A 17,378-nucleotide genomic window follows, 5' to 3' on the forward strand; every position below is an offset into this window, starting at 1 on the left:
CCTCTCGGAGAGGTAGACACCGATGGCAACCGCTGCGAACGATGCTGCGTACACCTTTGACAACGGCTCACCGGACGCCGTCCCACAGATGCATGCGCTGGAGTCCTTCCTGGATCCGATCACGACGCGCCGCCTGGCCCGCCCGGTACTGCAACTCGGGGCGAGCTGCTGGGAGGTCGGGGCCGGTGGTGGCTCGATGGCTTGCCGGATCGCCCGGGCGGTCGGCGACGACGGTCACGTGCTGGCCACGGACATCGACCCCACGCACCTCGTGGCGGAGGGCAACCTGCACGTACGCCAGCACGACGTGCGCACCGAGCCGCCACCCGGGGACGCGTTCGACCTGATCCACGCCCGGCTGGTGCTGTTGCACCTGCCCGACCGACGACGGGTTCTCCGCACGCTCGCCGGCGCGCTGGCTCCCGGCGGGTGGCTGGTGGTCGAGGAGTTCGACTGCACCGCGCCGCTGCGGGTGCTGACCGCACCGACCGACGACGCCGCGAAGCTCTTCGCGCAGGTGATGGACACCATGATGAGCATCCTGCAGGACCACGGAGCCGACCTGGGGTGGGCGCAGGACGTGCACACCGAAATGGCCCTCTCCGGTCTGACGGACATCGACACCATCACCCACTCGCAGAGCTGGGTCGGCGGTTCGACGGGAACGTCGCTCTACGAGACCAACTCCCGCCAGTTGGAGCCGGACCTGCTCGCGGCGGGGCTGTCAGCCAACCAGCTTCAGGCCTTCCGCAAGCTGGTCCACGACCCCGGGTTCGCCGTCATGTCGTACCACTTCGTGTCGACGCGCGGTCGTCTACCGGGCCGCGAGGGCAGGTAGAGCGCCGCGCGGAGAACGGTGGCGCCGCAGGCGCACCCGCACGGCGCAGCCCGGGTCGCAGAGCGGCCGGGCTCCCTCCCAGGGAGCCCGGCCGTCCGCGTACCGGCGGGTCAGTGGTGGCGGCCCTCCCCCACCCGGTAGGTGCGCAGGTTCGGGTCCGCCTTGATCTGTGCATCGGTGTACTTGATCGTGTCCCAGCCCTTCCCGGAGTAGAGCGCCGTCTGGTCGCCGTACCAGGGGGAATTCGGGTTGGTCGACTGGGAGTAGGTGAGGATCTGCCGCCCGGACGGCCCGTGCGGGCCCAGTTCGACGGCCATCACGAAGGACGAGCCGTGCACCACCTTCGGGTAGCCGACGCCGGGCACCCGGTTGTTGACGATCATGTTGAAGATGCCAGCCTCGGCGCGTCCGCCGTGGATCGGGATGCGCCGGTCTCCGCGCGGCTCGGTCTGGACGGTGCCGAGGCGGGCGTCGAGCGGGATGCCGGCGAGACGCTGCACGGCGTCGGCGAGCGCGGTGCGCACGGCCGGATTGGCCGTGTCCAGCCGGCGCGGCGTGCGCACCGGGTCGGTGACGGCGAAGGTGTCGGCGAAGCGCAGCCCGTTGGCCAGGACGAACTCGGTGAACAGGTGCGCGCCGCGACTGTCCAGGTCGACGTGCAGGTCCCAGCGGGCCAGTGCGGCGCAGGCGGCGCGCAGGTCGACGCTCGCGCCGTTCGAGGCGGTGCCGGTGGGCTGGGCGGTGCAGAGCGCGACGAGGTCGTCGCGGACCAGTTCACCGCCGTACACCCGGTTGCCGAAGACGGTCTGCCACAGCCGGTCGGCGGTGAACCCACGGCCGGGCAGCCCGTCGGTGCCGGCGAGGCGCTGCTGCACCTGATCCAGACCGAGACGGGTACGCAGGCTGCGCGGGGTGCGTTCGTCGCCGATGATGCGCGAGAAGCCCTCCAGTGGCGCCTTCGGGTTGGCCAGCCAGTAACTGTCGTTAGAGTTGGTGACGTAGTCGGCGCGGATGCTGACCGGCAGGTTCGCCGGGCCGAGGATGCCGGGCACGGCGGCGTCCGGGTCGGCGCCGAGCGCGCAGGCCGATCGGGAGCCGTCCAGGACGGCCTGGCCGCTGCTGGCGTAGAGCGGCTGGAACGGCGCTGGAATGCAGGCGGCGGCGAGGGCGTCGGTCACCCGGGGCACTACCGAGTGGTCGGCGTAGAGCGCCTCGCCGCGGGCGTCGGCGGCGATCACGTTGACCCAGGGCAGGAACTGGTAGCGGTCGAGCACCCGATTCAGGTCGCGGACCGTCTCGGCGCGGCCCATCTGCAGCCAGCCGTCGAAGGCCCGGTTGTTGGTGGCGTTGGCGTCGGTGATGGCGTACGCGGTCCCGGCGGTCCAGTCGAAGGTGCCGGGCACCACCACGACCGGCCCGAAATGGGTGTCGTGGAAGGTCCGGCTGACCGGCACGGTGCCGTTCGGGCCGGGCACCTGGACGGTGACGGTACGGGTGGTCATCTTCCGGGGCTGACCGTCCAGGTAGTACGAGGTGGGATCGCCGGGGACCAGCGCGAGGCGGTGCCAGACGAACCGGCGTGCCGTGGAGACGGTGTGGCTCCAGGCGAGGGTGCGGTTGTGGCCGATCTCGACGATCGGATCGCCGATCAGGGCGGCGCCCTCGACGTCGTAGCGGCCGGGAACCTTGAGGTGCATCCGGTAGAAGCGTTCCGCGCCGTCCCACGGGAAGTGCGGGTTGGCCAGCACCATGCCGCCCCGATTGGCGGTCGCCGCCTCGCCGAGCCCGTACGCGTTGCTGCCCACCCCGGCGGGGGCGCCGTCGCGGGCGGCGAGCACGGCTGCCGCGCCGGGCGCGTCCTGCGCGGCGGCCGGGCCGGTGGCGGTGGGCGGGGCGGCGGCGACGATCCCGTCGAGCAGCGCCCGCGAGCCGGCCCGGATCATGCTGGCCCAGGTGGTGCGCCAGATGTCCAGCTCGGTCAGCGGGCGCACCCAGGGCTTGGCCCGGCACGCCGGGTCGGTGAGCTTCGTCGCGCCGGTGCGGCGCAGGTAGGAGTTGTAGCCGGCGACGAAGCCGCGGATCTGGTCGCGGACGTCGTTGGACGGTGAGTGGATGCCGTCGCGGCGGCCGTCGAGCAGGCGTTGCACCGTCCGGTCGTCGATGGCCTTGCGGAAGAACAGGTCGCTGCGCACGTTCGCGTCGGTCGGGCCGGTCGCGCCGAAGTAGCGGGAGCGCTCGGCGTAGACCGTCACCACCTTCTCGGCGATGACGCAGAGGTTGTCCTCCGCCTGCACGTATCCGACGCCGAAGCCGAGGTTGGCGTAGCTCGTGGCGGTGATGTGCGGCACGCCGTAGGACGCGCGGCGGATCTCGGCCGAATAGCCGCGATCACGCTGGTGCGCGCCGGCCGGTAGCGCGCTCAGCCCCACTATGACCAGGCCCAGAGCGGTCACCGCCGCGCCGAGGCGTGTTGCTGCTTTCATCGCATCCTCCCCCCGTCACGTCCCCCAGACGCCGTCGTCAGAGAGACATTCACGTTGGTCGGCATTCTCGTCGCTGCCGTGCCGCCCCGTACACCCCGGCGCGCCGATCGACCGCCCCGGTGCGGTCAGCGGTCGAACAGATACGTTGGTCGACAACCGATAAATGGATCAACATAATGCCTGCTACGGTGGGTTGTGTGTCCACCACCGACCCGTGCGAGCTGCCGGCCGACCGCGAGCGAGGTTCGAACTTCGGCTGGTCTCTTGGCATGGTGCTGCGGCGCTGGCACGAGTACGTCGAGGAGGCGCTGAAGGATCTGCCGCACGGCAGCCGCGGGTATCACATCCTGGCCGTGGTCGTACACGAAGAGGTTCCGACCCAGGCGGCCCTGGCGTCGCGCCTGGTGATCGACCGCAGCGTCCTGACGTACGTGATCGACGACCTGGAGAACGCCGGCCTCATCGAGCGGCAGTTGGACCCGCGCGACCGGCGTGCCCGGCGCATCGTGGCCACCGAGCGTGGGCGGGAGACGCTCGCCGACGCCGAGCAGCGGGTCGCGCACGCCGAGGACCACGTGCTGGCCGGGCTGCCCGAGGAGCAACGGGCCACCTTCCGCGACTTCGCCGAACGCGCCGCCGAGGCGATCCACACCGCCGCACCCGGCACCGACCCCTGCGCCGCGGTGACGGACGTCCTTCGCCCGGAGGATCAGCCCACCCGCTGACTCAGACCCGACCAGGCGCGGACGACCGTGGGCCGTCCCGAACTGGCGGCGGCCCGGTCGTCTCAGTCGGCATCGTCGATCTCCTCTTCGGTCCGCCGGGCACCCGCCGGTGGAATAGGGAAGTTGCGGTTGAAGATGTTGTCCGGGTCGTACGTCGCCTTGATGGCGCGCAACCGGCTGAGGGTCGGCTCGGGAAAGGCGTCCAGGAGCCGTTCCGGACTGGTGTCGGACTCGAAGCTGAGGTACATGCCGTCGAGGTGCTCGTACAGGTCAGCCCAGAGCTTGTCGAGTTGGGACCTGCGGTCCGCGACGGTGGCGGCGAGCACCGAGAAGTTCTGGTCCCGGTGTGCGTAGGCGGTCGCCTCGCGGGCGATGTCGTTGACCGCTCCCCCGACGGAACGGAACTGCATGATCATCACGTCACCCGAGTGGATCATGGCGGCCATGACGTCCGCCGCCTGCGGGGTGATGTGATGCAGCAGGCCGCTGTGGCTGTCGGACAGTCCCTGGCCCCGATGCTGGTTACCGGGCGGTGCGACGATCGCCGGGTACGGCACGAGCTGGGCCTGCTGGTCGAGGATCGGCCCGATCTCGAGGAACGGGCTCAGGGCGGCCTGCGCCGCTTCGACGTCGTCTCCGGCGTAGACGAGGGTGACCTGGGCCGCGGCGGAGTTGCCACGGCGGGCGGGGAACAGGGAGAGGAAGCTGGTGATCTCCCGCGGCGCGTCCTCGACGAGCTGGCCCCAACGACGGAGCAGGCCGGCCGTGTCGGTCGCATCGACGACGAGCTGGGCGTAGGCGACGTTGTCGACCTCGTACGCCTCCAGTTCGAGGGCGGTGACGACGCCGAAGTTGCCGCCGGCGCCACGGATCGCCCAGAACAGGTCGGGGTGATGGTGCTCGTCGACGCGGAGCAGGCTGCCGTCCGCGGTGACGATCTCCGCGGCGACGATGTGGTCGATGGTGAGGCCGTACCTGCGGACCAGATATCCGATGCCGGCGGTGGTGGCCAGGCCACCGACGCCCACGTCACCGTAGTCTCCCGAGCTCATCGCCAGGCCGTACGGGGCGAGCGCCCGGGCGACGTGGCCCCAGCGGGCTCCCGGCTCCAGGCGGATCCGGCGGGTGGCCCGGTCGAGCACCTCGACCTTGTTCATCGTGGACAGGTCGATGACGACTCCGCCGTCGTTCGTCGATCGGCCACTGATGCCGTGCCCGCCACTGCGTACGGAGATCGCAGCACTCTGCGTCCGTGCATAGGCGACCGCGTCGACCACTTCGGCGGTGTCCCGTGGACGGATCACCAGGGCCGGTGATCCCTGCCAGCTGTAGCTGTGCCGCACCCGCTCGTACTCCGGGTCGCCGGGCTCGACGGACCAGGTTGCCAGCGACGCGGGCAGCGCGTCGTAGTCGATGCCGGGCTGGCGCTTCGCCAGGGTGACGGCGGATCGGACCGGGCCGGTCGGGGCCGCGTTCCCCGGGCGCTCCCTGGCCACGGCCTCCCGCAGCGCGGGAGCGATCTCCTGCCCGAAGGTCTGGATGAGGCGTGGATCGTCGCGGCCGATCAGGAAGGCGCTGAACCCTTCCTCCAGCACCAGCGGGAGGAGTTGGTCGACCCACTGCTCGGCCGGTCCCTGGAGGAAGCCGCGGTTACGCGACGACACGTCGACCGTGAAGAGGTTGAGCAGCCGACGGATCTGGCGCGGGTTCCGTCCGGCCTCGATCGCCGCCTCGTCGATGAGGCGGTTGGCGGTGAACCGGTCCGGCGACCGGAGGTACTCCAGGGTCGGCAACCAGCCGTTGGCCGTCTGGCCGGTCAACGCCAGCATGCGTGGCTGGTAGGCGCCGAGCCAGATGTCGATCGCATGAGCCGGCACCGGGCCGCGCTGCATGCCCGGGATCGGGTAGTACTTCCCTTCCCTCCGCAGCGGTCCGGAGTCGGCGGCGTCCCAGACGCCGCGCAGGACGTCGATCGCCTCCCGCAGCGCGGTGACGCCCTGCCCCGCGGTCAACCGACGGCCACCCATGCCCTCGACACCGTCCCAGAACGCGCCCGCACCGAGGCCGAGTTCGAACCGGCCGTGCGACAGCCGGTCCAGGCTCGCCGCGGCCCGGGCCAGGACGGCCGGCGGACGCAGCGGCAGGTTCAGGACGTTCGCCGAGACCTTGAGCCGCTCCGTGCGGGCGGCGACCCAGCTCAACAGGGTCCAGGTGTCGAGGAACTCGGCGTTGTACGGATGGTCCTGGAAGGTGGCGAGATCCAATCCGACCGTCTCGGTCAGTTCGGCCAGCGTCACCACCCGATCCGGGTCGTCCGCGCTCGGCGTGAGAAACGTCCCGAACAGGAGTTCGTGTCCGTAATCAGGCATGTGCGGTTGCCACCAATCTCACCATCGCTCGGGCATCTGTTGGTCAACAACTCATATGCTGGACAACGTATTCCCTACCCTCGCGGCTACGTCATGGCAGCAACTAGCCTGCGCAGATGCGACACACCCTCACCCCGGGCGACGAGACCCTGCACGGCCACTTCTCCCCCGACTTCCCGCCGGTGCTCACCATCGAGCCGGGCGACACCGTCACCTACCGCACCCTGGACTGCTGGTGGTCGGCCGGCCCGTACCCGGGCGGGAAGAACCGGGAACGGCCCCGGGCCCCGCAGTACCAGCCCGACCACGGACACGCGCTGATCGGTCCGGTTGCGGTCCGCGGTGCACGCGCCGGCCAGACCCTCGAGGTACGCATCGACGCGATCGTCCCGGCCACCTGGGGGACCACTGTGGCCGGCGGCTGGCCGAGCAACTTCAACGAGCGGTACGGCGTCGAGACGGACGGCGTGGTGCACGCCTGGGCACTGGACCCGGTGACGATGACCGGCCGCAACCAGCACGGCCACACCATCGCGCTGCGTCCCTTCATGGGGGTGCTCGGCATGCCGCCGGCCGAGCCGGGGCAGCACTCGACGGTGCCGCCGCGACCCCACGGCGGCAACCTGGACTGCAAGGATCTGACCGCCGGCAGCACCCTGCTGCTGCCGATCCCGGTCGACGGGGCGCTGTTCTCGGTCGGAGACGGGCACGCCGCGCAGGGGGACGGAGAGGTCGGCGGTACCGCGATCGAGTGCCCGATGGACGAGGTGACGCTGACCGTCGACGTCCGCGACGACTTCCCGGTCACCGGCCCGGTGGCGCGCACTGCGGACGCCTGGCTGACCCTTGGCGTCGGCGCGTCCCTCGACGACGCCACGTTCATGGCCCTGGACTCGATGCTGACCCTGATGCAACGGCTGCACGGCATCAGTCGTCCGGACGCGGTGGCGCTGGCCAGCGTCGCGGTCGACGTACGGGTGACGCAGATCGTCAACCAGACCGTCGGCGCGCACGCGGTGCTCCGCCACGACGCGCTGCGCTGAGCCGGCGCGACCACGTCGGCGCTGTCAGCGCCTCGATGATCCCGTCAGTGCGCGCCGCCGTCCAGGATCGCGTACGCCAGCCACCGGATCCGCTGCATCTCGGTGGCCAGGTCGGCGGCGGCCACCGCGCCGTTACTGCTCCGGCGTCGCGCGCTTCGTCACCGACGGTATGCCGCACATCGCCGCAGGCAGATCGCAGGCGGTCGCCTGAGGCCGCGCCGCGACAGCCGCGGTGCGAGGCGGGCGGCCGGAGCCAGGCCGTGACGCCTCGGCAAGCAGCATTCGCAGTCCCTCGGCGAGGCCGGCGTGCCCGGTGGCCCGGATGGGGAACGGCAGCCGGGCGTCGGTGTGTCCGTCCGCTGCCTCGACGCGGAGCACCATGCCGTCGGCGTCGACGGCGACCGGTACGACCCGAGTCGACCTGGCGGTCACCGCGGGGTCGACAAGCGTCGCGAGCTGGTCGAGAACGTCGCCGTGCCGCTGGACGAGGTGCTGCAGGTGTGCGGCCTCGACGGTCGCGAGCGGGTCCGGCAGGGCGGCACGATAGGCGCTGACGCTCACCGTCATTTCGTCGCCGTCACGGATGAGGCCGACCTCGACCGGTTCGACCGCCCACAGCGCGACGGGAGGCAGGTCGAGCAGGGACAGGACAGTGTCGTCGTCGCACGAGTCCAGGCTGGCCGGGTCGAACCGGCGGGCGGTACCCAACACCCACACCCTGGCCCGCACCCGGGACCGGACGGCAACCGGAATGAGCTGCGTCACGTCGAGCCGGACTGCCCCCGGTCGACCTCGGGCGGCGACCAACAGGCCGCCGGCCTGGGTCATCGCATCGACCGCGAGAACCACCGTGCCGTCGGGCAGTACGGCGTGCTCCTCGATGAGATCTATGGCGGTGTCGCCGAGCCGGAGCCGTAGTGACGCCGTGGCGGACAGGGCGGAGCGCACCGTCACGCTGGTCAAACCGGTCGCTACGGCGCGTACTCCCGCCGCTGGCGCCTCTGCCGTCGCGTCGGAGCCGGGAGCGCCATCAGCCAGCTCCGCTCGATGCCCGGCGGGATGGAACACGATGTCGGGCCCCCTCGGCCATGAAGTGAAGACGAACTCGACCTAGGGGCATGACTTTAGTAGGCAAGGCTTACCTTGCCAAGTGAGGTGGTGTCGTACCGCCGCAAGGCGGCACGGCACCGAGCCCGAGGCGCCGGCACCCGGTAGGGCGGCACCTGGTGACTCTCACGCGGGCTGGTAGGTGAGGCAGTCACTCGCGGTGGCGCCCGGACCGACGGTGATGGACTCGGCGGTGCAGGCGAGGTTGGTGTTGTAGACACACTCGGAACGCGCGCACGCGCCGACCGCACCGGTGACCTCCGCGATCCCTCCGGCCACCGACGACTCGACAAACGTCGCACACGATGCGGCGTCCCCCGTCGAGGCCACGGTGATCGCCGGCGCGTGGCAGCCGCTGTCGTTGAAACTACAGGTCGTGGCGGCGCATTCGCGTACCGGAGGCGACTGCAGCAACGTTTTCATGGTGTCTCCCTTTGTCCGGGCCAGGCGGCGGGGCGCGTCCACCCGGCGTGTGGATCTGCCGTCAATATTTGCCGCTCAGATGGAGGGCAAACCCGTTACCAGCCATCCTGCATTTAAATCTGAATAGCAATCACCACTCTAGCGGCGAACGCCGGTGACAGCAGACTTGTCGCAGTTCCTGCCTGGGTCGTGAACAAGAAAGATTAGCCTTACCTTTGTTAGGCCAGTCTTGCTTTACCTGCCGAATATCGAAGAGCCCTTCTCATCATGTGTAGTGGCTGGTCTCCACACGGTGTAGGACGAGGGTGGATATGGGCGCTGCTGGAGAACGCGGGACCTGGGTAGCCTGGACACCATGATCTTCATTACCGCCAAGTTCCGCGTCCTGCCCGAGCACGCTGACCGGTGGCCGCAGATCGCCGCCGACTTCACCGAGGCGACCCGGGCCGAGCCGGGTTGCCTGTGGTTCGACTGGTCCCGCAGCCTGGACGACCCGACCGAGTACGTGCTGGTTGAGGCGTTTCGCGACGACGAGGCCGGCGGGGCACACGTGCAGTCCGCCCATTTCCGCACGGCGCAGGAGACCCTGCCGCCGCACCTGGCCGAGACGCCGCGCATCGTGAACGCCACGGTCCCGCAGGAGGACTGGTCTTTGCTCGGCGAGATGGCCGTGCCCGAGGGGCGCTGACCGCGCTGGCGCGGGCGCGCCGGGATGGCAACAGCATCGACCCGGCACGCCCCGCCGGCGTACGTCACCGGAAGAACGCGCGCACCGGGCGGACGAACCACAACATCCAGACCACGACGATCGTCACGGCCGCGCCCATGATCAGCAGAAGCCTGATCCACGGATTGTCGATGAACGCGAAGACGAAGAACCGCCCGACGAACTGAATCGCGAGCAGCACCGTGACGAGCACCCGGGTCCAGGGGCGGCCGCTGAAGAGCTTGACCGCCAGCCACGCGTAGAAAAGCCCGAAGCTGAGGTGGAACGCTTGCGGAACACCGATTCCGTACGGCGGCGTGAACAGCGAGAACGCGTGCTCGGCCACCAGGACGAACAACAGCACCCGAACCGCGGCAAGCCCGGCCGGTGGTGGCACACCCGCGATCGCCGGGACTACGGGATATCGGCATCCGTGCGTGGCCGCCTCGTGTGGTGCTCTTCGCCGCTGACCGCCGGCTGGCGGTGCTCCGGCGCGGCAGCCGATCGGCCGCCGCGCCGGAATGCGTGGACTCGGGTCAGCTCGCGCTACAGGAGACCGTCGGCCAGGTCCAGTTGCCATTGGCCTGGACGGTGACACCGAAATTGTTGCCGTTGCCGTTGGGCCTGGCGGTCAGTACCTGGGCGCTGGGATAGCTGGCGCTGATGTTCCAGGTGGAGAGAATCTTCGCCGGGGACGGGACGTTCATCGTCACAGTCCAGTTGCTGGAGCCGGAGACCGAGACGTTGAGGTTGTACCGGTCGCTCCACTGCTGGCCGGCGGAGAGCGACGCGCTGCAGCCACCCCCGCCGGGCGGCGGGGTGGTCGGGTTACCGCCGCCGGAGCCGCCCAGCGTGATGTTGGAGTTCCCGCTGCTCTGGTATCCCTCGGTGGCGAGAATCATGTAGTCATGACTGCCCAGGTTCATTCCATAGCGGGCCCAGGCATCAAAGTGGTTGCCCGAGGTGATGGTTCCACCCGTCCTCTTTGACTGCCGCACACTCCAGTACTGGTAGAAGGTCCTGATGCCCTCGATGGAGGGCTGGTTGACCCGCTGCGTCTGATAGATGTCGTACGTGCCGCCATCACTGGTCACCGTGCCCTTGTAGGTGCCGGTGGGCCGGTAGGTGCCCCAGTTGTCGACGACGTAGTACTCGATGAGCGGGTTTCTCGTCCACCCGTAGAGGGTCAGATACGCGTTGCCGGACGGATTGAAACTGCCCGAGTAGCTCACGCTCCTGCGCCCGCCGGTGCTCCAGCCTTTACCGGCGACGAAATTCCCGGTGTTCTGCCAGGAGGTGCTGTAGTTCCCCCCGGCTCCCAACTCCATGGAGACCGACCCGGGACTGTCGGTCCAGAACGAATAGAAGTAACCGTTGTTGGTGCCGGTCTGATTCGAGGTCACGGCCGCCTGAGCCGGGCCGGACAGGACCGCCGAGGCCGCGACCAGCACCAGGGCGCAGGCACCGCCGACGAACAGCCTGATGCGGCCGCGGATCCGGCCTTTCGGGTGGGTGGGGGCGTCGTTCAGGTGCATGCTTCCTCCTCGTGAAGGCTGGCAGGGCGGCCAGACAGCGTGGTGCGACCCGGCAAGGCGCTCGGCGCTCGGCGGTGACGGCCACCGGGCTTCGACGTCTCACAACGCGGTGGGGGTTGGCCGGTCGCCCTGCCGTCGGCGACCGGAGGACCAGGGCGCGGGACGTGTCCTGGATCGACATCGGTCGAGGTCTGTCGATGGCGAGAGTATTGATACGGCTCAGCCTGGATGTCAATGTCTTCCGGAAACATTGCGGAAACCAATCAGGGCCCCACTTGACCTTGGTGCACCGTTTCCCCTGCGCAGCGACAAGGCCGAAAGATCGCCTTAAGCCGATGACCGAAGCTGCGGCCCAGGCGATCAAGATCTGATTCGGCGACGGCCGGTACTTTCCGGAAGTTGTTGACGTGCTTGAATTCTCGCTGCAATACTCCGATCCATCAAGGTCGATGCGATCCGCTCCGCTTCGGTTTCGGGTGACCTCTCCGCTCACACCCACAGGTCCGGACCGTGCTGCCCACACACCGGAGCGCGCCCGGGCCCGGTAGAAGGGGCACCAGATGAGCAATGTCTCCGCTGGCACGGTCATCCGGTCGGGGCGACTACGCGCGGCGCTGTCCGTGCTGGCCACTGCCATCGCGATGTGCGGCGTCGTCATCGCAGCCACCGCGGCCCCGTCGAGCGCCACCGCCTGCAACGGCTACGTCGGGCTCACCTTCGACGACGGACCGACCGGCAGCACCAGCGCCCTGCTGACCGTGCTGCGCAACAACGGCGTACGGGCCACGATGTTCAACGTCGGGCAGAACGTCCAGAACAACCGGGCTGCGGCGCAGGCGCAGGTGGCCGCCGGCATGTGGGTCGGCAACCACAGTTGGAACCACGCCCACATGACGTCGATGAGTCAGGCTCAGATGCAGTCCGACCTGTCCCAGACGAGCTCGGCGATCCAGTCGGCCACGGGCAGCCGGCCGCAACTGTTCCGCCCGCCGTACGGCGAGACCAACTCCACCCTCCAGTCCGTCGCCTCGTCACTCGGCATGCGGCAGGTGATCTGGGACGTGGATTCTCAGGACTGGAACGGCGCCAGCGTCGGCCAGATCGTGTCCAACGCCGGCCGTCTCCAGGCCGGCCAGGTCATCCTCATGCACGACGGGATCCAGAACACCCGCGACGCGATCCCGCAGATCATCGCCAACCTGACCAGCCGCAACCTGTGCCCCGGCATGATCTCGCCGTCGACCGGCCGCGCGGTGGCGCCCGACGGCACGAACCCGCCGCCTGGCGGTGGCACCCCGCCACCCACAGGCGGAAGCTGCACCGCGACGGCGACGACCACCAACGTCTGGGGCGACCGGTACAACACCTCGGTGACGGTCAGCGGCGCCAACACCTGGACCGTGGTCGTGGCCACCACCGCACCGCAGAGGATCTCCACCACCTGGAACGGCAGCGCCAGCTGGGACGGCAGCGGCAACGTGCTGACCATGCGGTCCAACGGCAGCGGTAACACCTTCGGCTTCACCACGATGTTCAACGGCAACAGCAGCGCCCGACCACAGATCCGCTCCTGCACGGCCGGCTGACAGAGGCGGGGACGCGGCAGGTACGGCTGCTGCTCCGGACGGGGCGCGTCAGCGTAGCCGTCGGGCGGCGAACCGGGCTGGCGGCTCGGCGATCGCGTCCTGGGCCGCGATCAGCTGGATCTCCCGGGTGCCCGCCGCGAGGGTCGCCTCGAGGACGGCGAAGACGGAGGCGATGGTGCGTTCCAGCGCCGTCGCGGGTGAGCCAGTCGTCCGCAGATGCGCCAGGTACAGCGCTGCGGTGACGTCACCCCCGCCGTTCGGGTTGATCGGCAGCAGGGGCGTGGTCACCGCCCAGGCGCCCTCGTCCGAGACGGCCACCACCTCCAGCGAGCCCACCGGCACGTCGCCGTGGAGCACGCTGGTGACCAGGACGTGCCGCGGCCCCGTCTCGCGCACCACGTCGACCGCGTCCAACAAGTCGGCCAGCGAGTTCGTCGTACGGCCGGCGAGAAAGTCCAGCTCGAACTGGTTCGGGGTGATGATGTCGGCGCGCGGGACGACGACGTCCCGCAGGTACTCCGGGATGCCTGCCCGGACGAACATCCCACGGCCGGCATCGCCCATCACCGGGTCGCAGCAGTACACCGCGTCCGGGTTGGCCGCTTTGACCTTGTCCACCGCGTCGAGGATCACCGCACCCATCGCCGGGTCACCCTGGTAGCCCGACAGCACCGCGTCGGCGCTGCCGAGGGCCCCGCGGTCCGCGATGCCGGCAATCACCTCGGCCACGTCGGCCGGTGCCAGCATCGGCCCACGCCATGCGCCGTACCCGGTGTGATTGGAGAAGTGGACCGTCAGGACCGGCCAGACCTCGTGGCCGAGCCGCTGAAGGGGGAACACGGCCGCCGAGTTGCCGACGTAGCCGTAGGCGACGGACGACTGGATGGACAGGATCTTCACCGGCTCATCATGGCGGTTCCCGCTGGTGCCGCACGTCCGGCCCGCCGTTTCTGTCGGGTGACCCACTCCGGTCCGTGGGCCCGGGCCGGGACAGCTCGGCGAATCGAGTCAGACGAGCGGGCCGGACGAGGACGGCACCGCGAGATCGGGCGTGCTCCAGGAACGCCACAGCCGGCTGTACCCTCCCCCGGCCTCCAGCAACTGGTCGTGCGTGCCCTGCTCGGCGACGCGCCCGTGCTCCAGGACAACGACGCGGTCCGCGGTGGCCGCCTGGCTGAGGCGGTGGGCGACGATCAGCGTGGTACGACCCTCGGTCGCCGCCGCTGCCGCACGGTCGAGGTCCCGCGCGCCCGCGCTGCCGGCCTCCGCGGTGGCCTCGTCGAGGATCGCGACGAAGGGGTCGGCGAGGACGAGGCGAGCGAGGGCGAGCTGCTGGGCCTGGGCGGCGGTGAGGTGCCGCCCGCCCTCCCCCACGCTGGTGGCGAGGCCGTCCGGCAGGGTACGCAGCCAGGCGGTGGCGCCGACGAGGTCGAGGGCGGCGGTCATCTCGGCGTCGGTGGCGTCCGGGTCGGCGAGGCGCAGGTCATCTCGGAGCGGCCCGGCGAAGACGTGCACCTCCTGGCTGATCAGGGCGATCTCCCGACGAACGCGATGCTCGCCCAGGTGCGCCAGCGGTACGCCCCGCAGGCACACCGACCCGTCGGCGGGCGCGATGATTCCGGCGGTGATGCTGGCGAGCGTGCTCTTACCCGCTCCGCTCGCTCCGACGAGAGCGACACGTTCCCCGGGCGCGAGACGCAGGGCGATGTCCTGCAACACGACGGGTCCGTCGTCGTAGCAGTGCCGCGCGATGACCACCTCCAGCGCCGCAGGCTCAGGCTCCCCCGTCCCCACCGTCCCGGACGGTCCTGGGCGAGCGGGCACGGAGCCCTCGGGGGAGGCGGAGTCGGGCAGTGACGTGACGCCGACGAGCCGGGCGAGGCTTGCCCCGGCCTGCAGCACCGAATCGGACTCGAGCAGCAGCAGGCCGATCGGGTTGAACAGGCGGTGGAAGTAGAGCGCGGCAGTGGTGGCCGCTCCCACGGAGGACAGGTCGTCGCGAACCAGCAGGAAACCGGCGAGCAGCACGGCGGCAAGCCCCACGAACTCCGACCGGTTGATCCGCAGCCCGAATCGCGTGTGCAGGCCAAAGATCTCCAGCGACAGGTCGCGGGCAGTGGCAGAGCGATCGGCGATGCGAGCGACGTGGGCGTCTTCCATCCGGTACGCGCGGACGGTCGCCGCGCCGCGAAGTGCCCCGGCCATCGCCTGGGCCCGCTCGCCGGTCGCCACTCGCTCGCGGGCGTAGTACGGAACCGACCGCTTCAGGTACCAGCGCAGCGCCAACGCGTACGCCGGGGCCGCGGCCAGCCCGGCGAGGCCGAGCCGCCAGTCGAGGACGAAGAGCCCTGCCGCGGTCAGCACGATGGACAGGAGCGCGCCGAGAAAGGCAGGGCCGCTGGTGGCGATCACATTCGTCACCACGGCCACGTCGTCGCCGGCGCGTGCTATCAGGTCCCCAGTCCCGGCACGCTCCAGGGTGGCGGATGGCAGGTGCAGGGCGCGGTCGAGGACCCGCTCCCGCAGCCGCGCGAGGACGGTCTCGCCGAGGCGAGCGGCGACCGCGGCCCCGGCCGCGGTGAGCAGGCCGGCGAGCACCGCGGCGCCCGCGATCACACCGGCCCAGGCCACGATCCGTGCCGTGTCGGACCCGGCCATGACGTCGTCGACGAGCCGGCCGAGCACCCAGGGGGCGACGAGCCCGGTCGCGGCCGCGGCGACCAGCAGCGTCACGGCGACGGCGCTGAGCCCGGGCAGCCGGGCGAATTCGGCGCGGAGGGCGGCCCAGGTCTGCCGGGCGGTGGCCGTCGGCAGCAGTTGCCGGGAATCGGCACCAATCATGGTCGGCTCATCGGTCACCGCAGGACCTCCTCCCGGTAGCGGGCATCGCTGGCGAGCAGTTGGTCGTGCGAGCCCTCGGCGATGACCCGCCCACGGTCGATCACGGCCACCCGGTGCGTGATCCGCAGCAGGGCTGGACTGTTGGTGATGAGCACCGTGCCCCGGGCCGCCGCCCCGCGAGCGGAGGCCAATCCCTCGGCGAGCAGCACCTCGGTCACGGCGTCGACCGCCGTGGTGGGGTTGTGCAGCACCAGCACCGGCGGGTCGGCGACGAGTGCCCTGGCGAGCCCGATCCGCTGTCGCTGCCCGCCGGACAGGTTCGCCCCCCGCTCGGTGAGCACGCGGTCGATGCCGTGCGGGTGCGCGGCCAGCACGTCCTCGGCCGCCGCGGCGCGCACCGCGGCGTGCAGGACGGTCTCGTCGATGCTGGCACCGGCGGCGAGATTGGCGCGCAGTGTCCCTTCGAACAACGCCACGTCATGCTGCTCGACCAGGACGGTGCTGCGCAGGGCGTCGATGTGCAGCTCCTCGGCGGGCACGCCGTCGACGTACAGCGTTCCCTGGTAGTCCTCCCGGGGCACCCGGCCGGACAGCAGCGCGACCAGCGCCTCGGCCTCGCTCGGGTCGTAGGCGAGCACGCCCAGAACCTCACCGGCGTTGACCTGTACGCAGACTCCGTCGAGCCCGGCGTACCCGACCTTGTCGAGGGCGAGCCGCGACGGGCTCGGAGCAGGTGTCCCGGCGGTACCCGGCCGGATGAGCGGCGCGGCACCGAGTATCCGGGCGACCCGTCCCGCCGACGCGCGCGCCATGGCGAACACCTGCACGCAGTACCCGAGCGTCTGCACGGGCTCGGCGATGAACTGGGCCAGCCCGACAACGGCGACGAGCTCGCCAATGGTGAGCCGGCCCTGCAGCGCGAGCCAGCCGGCGACGCCGGCGACCGTCGCGAGGAAGAGTCCGTTGACCGTGGTGGTGAGCCCGAGGTGCAGGCCCTTCGTGGTGGCGGCACGCAAGGTGACGTCGAGGGCGTGGCGGCTGGCGGCCGCGTACTGGCGTGCGGCGTGGTGTTGTGCGCCGATGCCGCGCAGGACGCGTAGACCGGTGACGAGGTCGACGGCGAGCGAGGTCGTGGCAGCGAGAGCCTCCTGCTGCGATGCGCTGCGCCGGGTGAGCAACGGCGCCATCCGCTGCAGGGCGAAGACCACCAGAGGTACGCCGATGAGCACCCCGAGCCCGAGCGGAACGTCGACGATGAGCAGCGCGACGGCCGCGACCACGAGGGCGGTGATCGCCGCGGCGGAGAGCCCCGCGACCCGCACCACGAGCGCGGACAACTCGGCGTCGGAGGCGGTGACCGCCAGCAGATCCCCGTCCCGCATGCCGGAGCGGTGTCCGCGCGGGTCCAGGGCACTCCTGGCGATCTCGACCCGTACGGCGTGTGCCTCCTTCTCCAGGGCGGCGTATGACAGGCGGGCGCCGGATCGGTAGGCGAAGGCGAGAACGGTGAAGAGGACGGCAAGACCGGCGAGCGAGAGCACCAGCGCGCGCACATCCCCGGTGGCGACCGCGCGGTCGATGATCACGCCGATGGCGACCGGGACGAGTGCCTCGGTGGCCTGGTGGGTGCAGAGCAGCGCGGTGCCCGCCACCACCCGGCCGCGCTGGCGGCGCAGGACGCGGCGCAGCAGCACGCCACTGTTGATGTCGTCGCCTGCCATG

14 protein-coding genes are annotated in these 17,378 nt (G+C 70.5%); 5 read left to right on the top strand and 9 right to left on the bottom strand.

All coding sequences use genetic code 11. From position 1 onward, the window contains the following. The first annotated feature begins 22 nt into the window (after positions 1-22). Positions 23-838, top strand: coding sequence for a class I SAM-dependent methyltransferase (locus ACFY29_RS32485; protein ID WP_386992227.1), 816 nt, complete (start codon positions 23-25; stop codon positions 836-838). A gap of 110 nt (positions 839-948) precedes the next feature. Here the strand turns inward: ACFY29_RS32485 and ACFY29_RS32490 are convergent, their stop codons facing one another. Further along, on the bottom strand, positions 949-3,321 hold the full coding sequence (locus ACFY29_RS32490) for an acylase (RefSeq protein ID WP_386992229.1): 2,373 nt from the start codon (positions 3,319-3,321) through the stop codon (positions 949-951). A 197-nt stretch (positions 3,322-3,518) separates the two neighbouring features. Here ACFY29_RS32490 and ACFY29_RS32495 point away from each other — a divergent pair, with 197 nt between their 5' ends. Then, the gene (locus tag ACFY29_RS32495; protein WP_328417598.1) at positions 3,519-4,046 is read left to right on the top strand and encodes a MarR family transcriptional regulator; all 528 of its coding nucleotides are present in this window, start codon (positions 3,519-3,521) and stop codon (positions 4,044-4,046) included. 62 nt (positions 4,047-4,108) lie between these two features. Here ACFY29_RS32495 and ACFY29_RS32500 read toward each other — a convergent pair whose 3' ends face one another. After that, positions 4,109-6,415, bottom strand: a complete 2,307-nt coding sequence (locus tag ACFY29_RS32500) for an LLM class flavin-dependent oxidoreductase (protein ID WP_386992231.1) — start codon at positions 6,413-6,415, stop codon at positions 4,109-4,111. A gap of 116 nt (positions 6,416-6,531) precedes the next feature. On the opposite strand from ACFY29_RS32500, the gene ACFY29_RS32505 reads away from it, so the two are divergent. Next, on the top strand, positions 6,532-7,458 hold the full coding sequence (locus ACFY29_RS32505) for an acetamidase/formamidase family protein (protein WP_328417602.1): 927 nt from the start codon (positions 6,532-6,534) through the stop codon (positions 7,456-7,458). A gap of 132 nt (positions 7,459-7,590) precedes the next feature. Here ACFY29_RS32505 and ACFY29_RS32510 read toward each other — a convergent pair whose 3' ends face one another. After that, complete coding sequence (locus ACFY29_RS32510; RefSeq protein ID WP_386992548.1) at positions 7,591-8,529, bottom strand: DUF2470 domain-containing protein; 939 nt, start codon at positions 8,527-8,529, stop codon at positions 7,591-7,593. Positions 8,530-8,691: 162 nt separating this feature from the next. Then, positions 8,692-8,988: a DUF1540 domain-containing protein gene (locus ACFY29_RS32515; protein WP_328417604.1), complete on the bottom strand. Its 297-nt coding sequence runs from the start codon at positions 8,986-8,988 to the stop codon at positions 8,692-8,694. 355 nt (positions 8,989-9,343) lie between these two features. Here ACFY29_RS32515 and ACFY29_RS32520 point away from each other — a divergent pair, with 355 nt between their 5' ends. Beyond that, positions 9,344-9,676 (top strand): putative quinol monooxygenase, encoded by a 333-nt coding sequence (locus ACFY29_RS32520; protein WP_386992234.1) that lies wholly within the window; start codon positions 9,344-9,346, stop codon positions 9,674-9,676. 64 nt (positions 9,677-9,740) lie between these two features. Here ACFY29_RS32520 and ACFY29_RS32525 read toward each other — a convergent pair whose 3' ends face one another. After that, on the bottom strand, positions 9,741-10,040 hold the full coding sequence (locus tag ACFY29_RS32525) for a hypothetical protein (protein ID WP_386992236.1): 300 nt from the start codon (positions 10,038-10,040) through the stop codon (positions 9,741-9,743). Positions 10,041-10,230: 190 nt separating this feature from the next. Then, entirely contained in the window at positions 10,231-11,229 is a 999-nt protein-coding gene (locus ACFY29_RS32530; protein WP_386992238.1) for a glycoside hydrolase family 11 protein, read from the bottom strand. A 560-nt stretch (positions 11,230-11,789) separates the two neighbouring features. Here ACFY29_RS32530 and ACFY29_RS32535 point away from each other — a divergent pair. Continuing rightward, positions 11,790-12,815: a polysaccharide deacetylase family protein gene (locus ACFY29_RS32535; RefSeq protein WP_386992240.1), complete on the top strand. Its 1,026-nt coding sequence runs from the start codon at positions 11,790-11,792 to the stop codon at positions 12,813-12,815. A 48-nt stretch (positions 12,816-12,863) separates the two neighbouring features. On the opposite strand, the gene pdxY is transcribed toward ACFY29_RS32535, so the two are convergent. From pdxY to ACFY29_RS32550, 3 genes are all read right to left on the bottom strand, one after another. Beyond that, positions 12,864-13,715: a pyridoxal kinase PdxY gene (gene pdxY / locus ACFY29_RS32540; RefSeq protein ID WP_386992242.1), complete on the bottom strand. Its 852-nt coding sequence runs from the start codon at positions 13,713-13,715 to the stop codon at positions 12,864-12,866. A 108-nt stretch (positions 13,716-13,823) separates the two neighbouring features. Beyond that, entirely contained in the window at positions 13,824-15,656 is a 1,833-nt protein-coding gene (locus tag ACFY29_RS32545) for an ABC transporter ATP-binding protein (protein WP_386992551.1), read from the bottom strand. 14 nt (positions 15,657-15,670) lie between these two features. After that, the gene (locus ACFY29_RS32550; protein WP_386992244.1) at positions 15,671-17,377 is read right to left on the bottom strand and encodes an ABC transporter ATP-binding protein; all 1,707 of its coding nucleotides are present in this window, start codon (positions 17,375-17,377) and stop codon (positions 15,671-15,673) included. Between the last annotated feature and the right edge of the window lies 1 nt (position 17,378).

This window comes from Micromonospora sp. NPDC000668 (assembly GCF_042897975.1).
Classification (GTDB): domain Bacteria; phylum Actinomycetota; class Actinomycetes; order Mycobacteriales; family Micromonosporaceae; genus Micromonospora.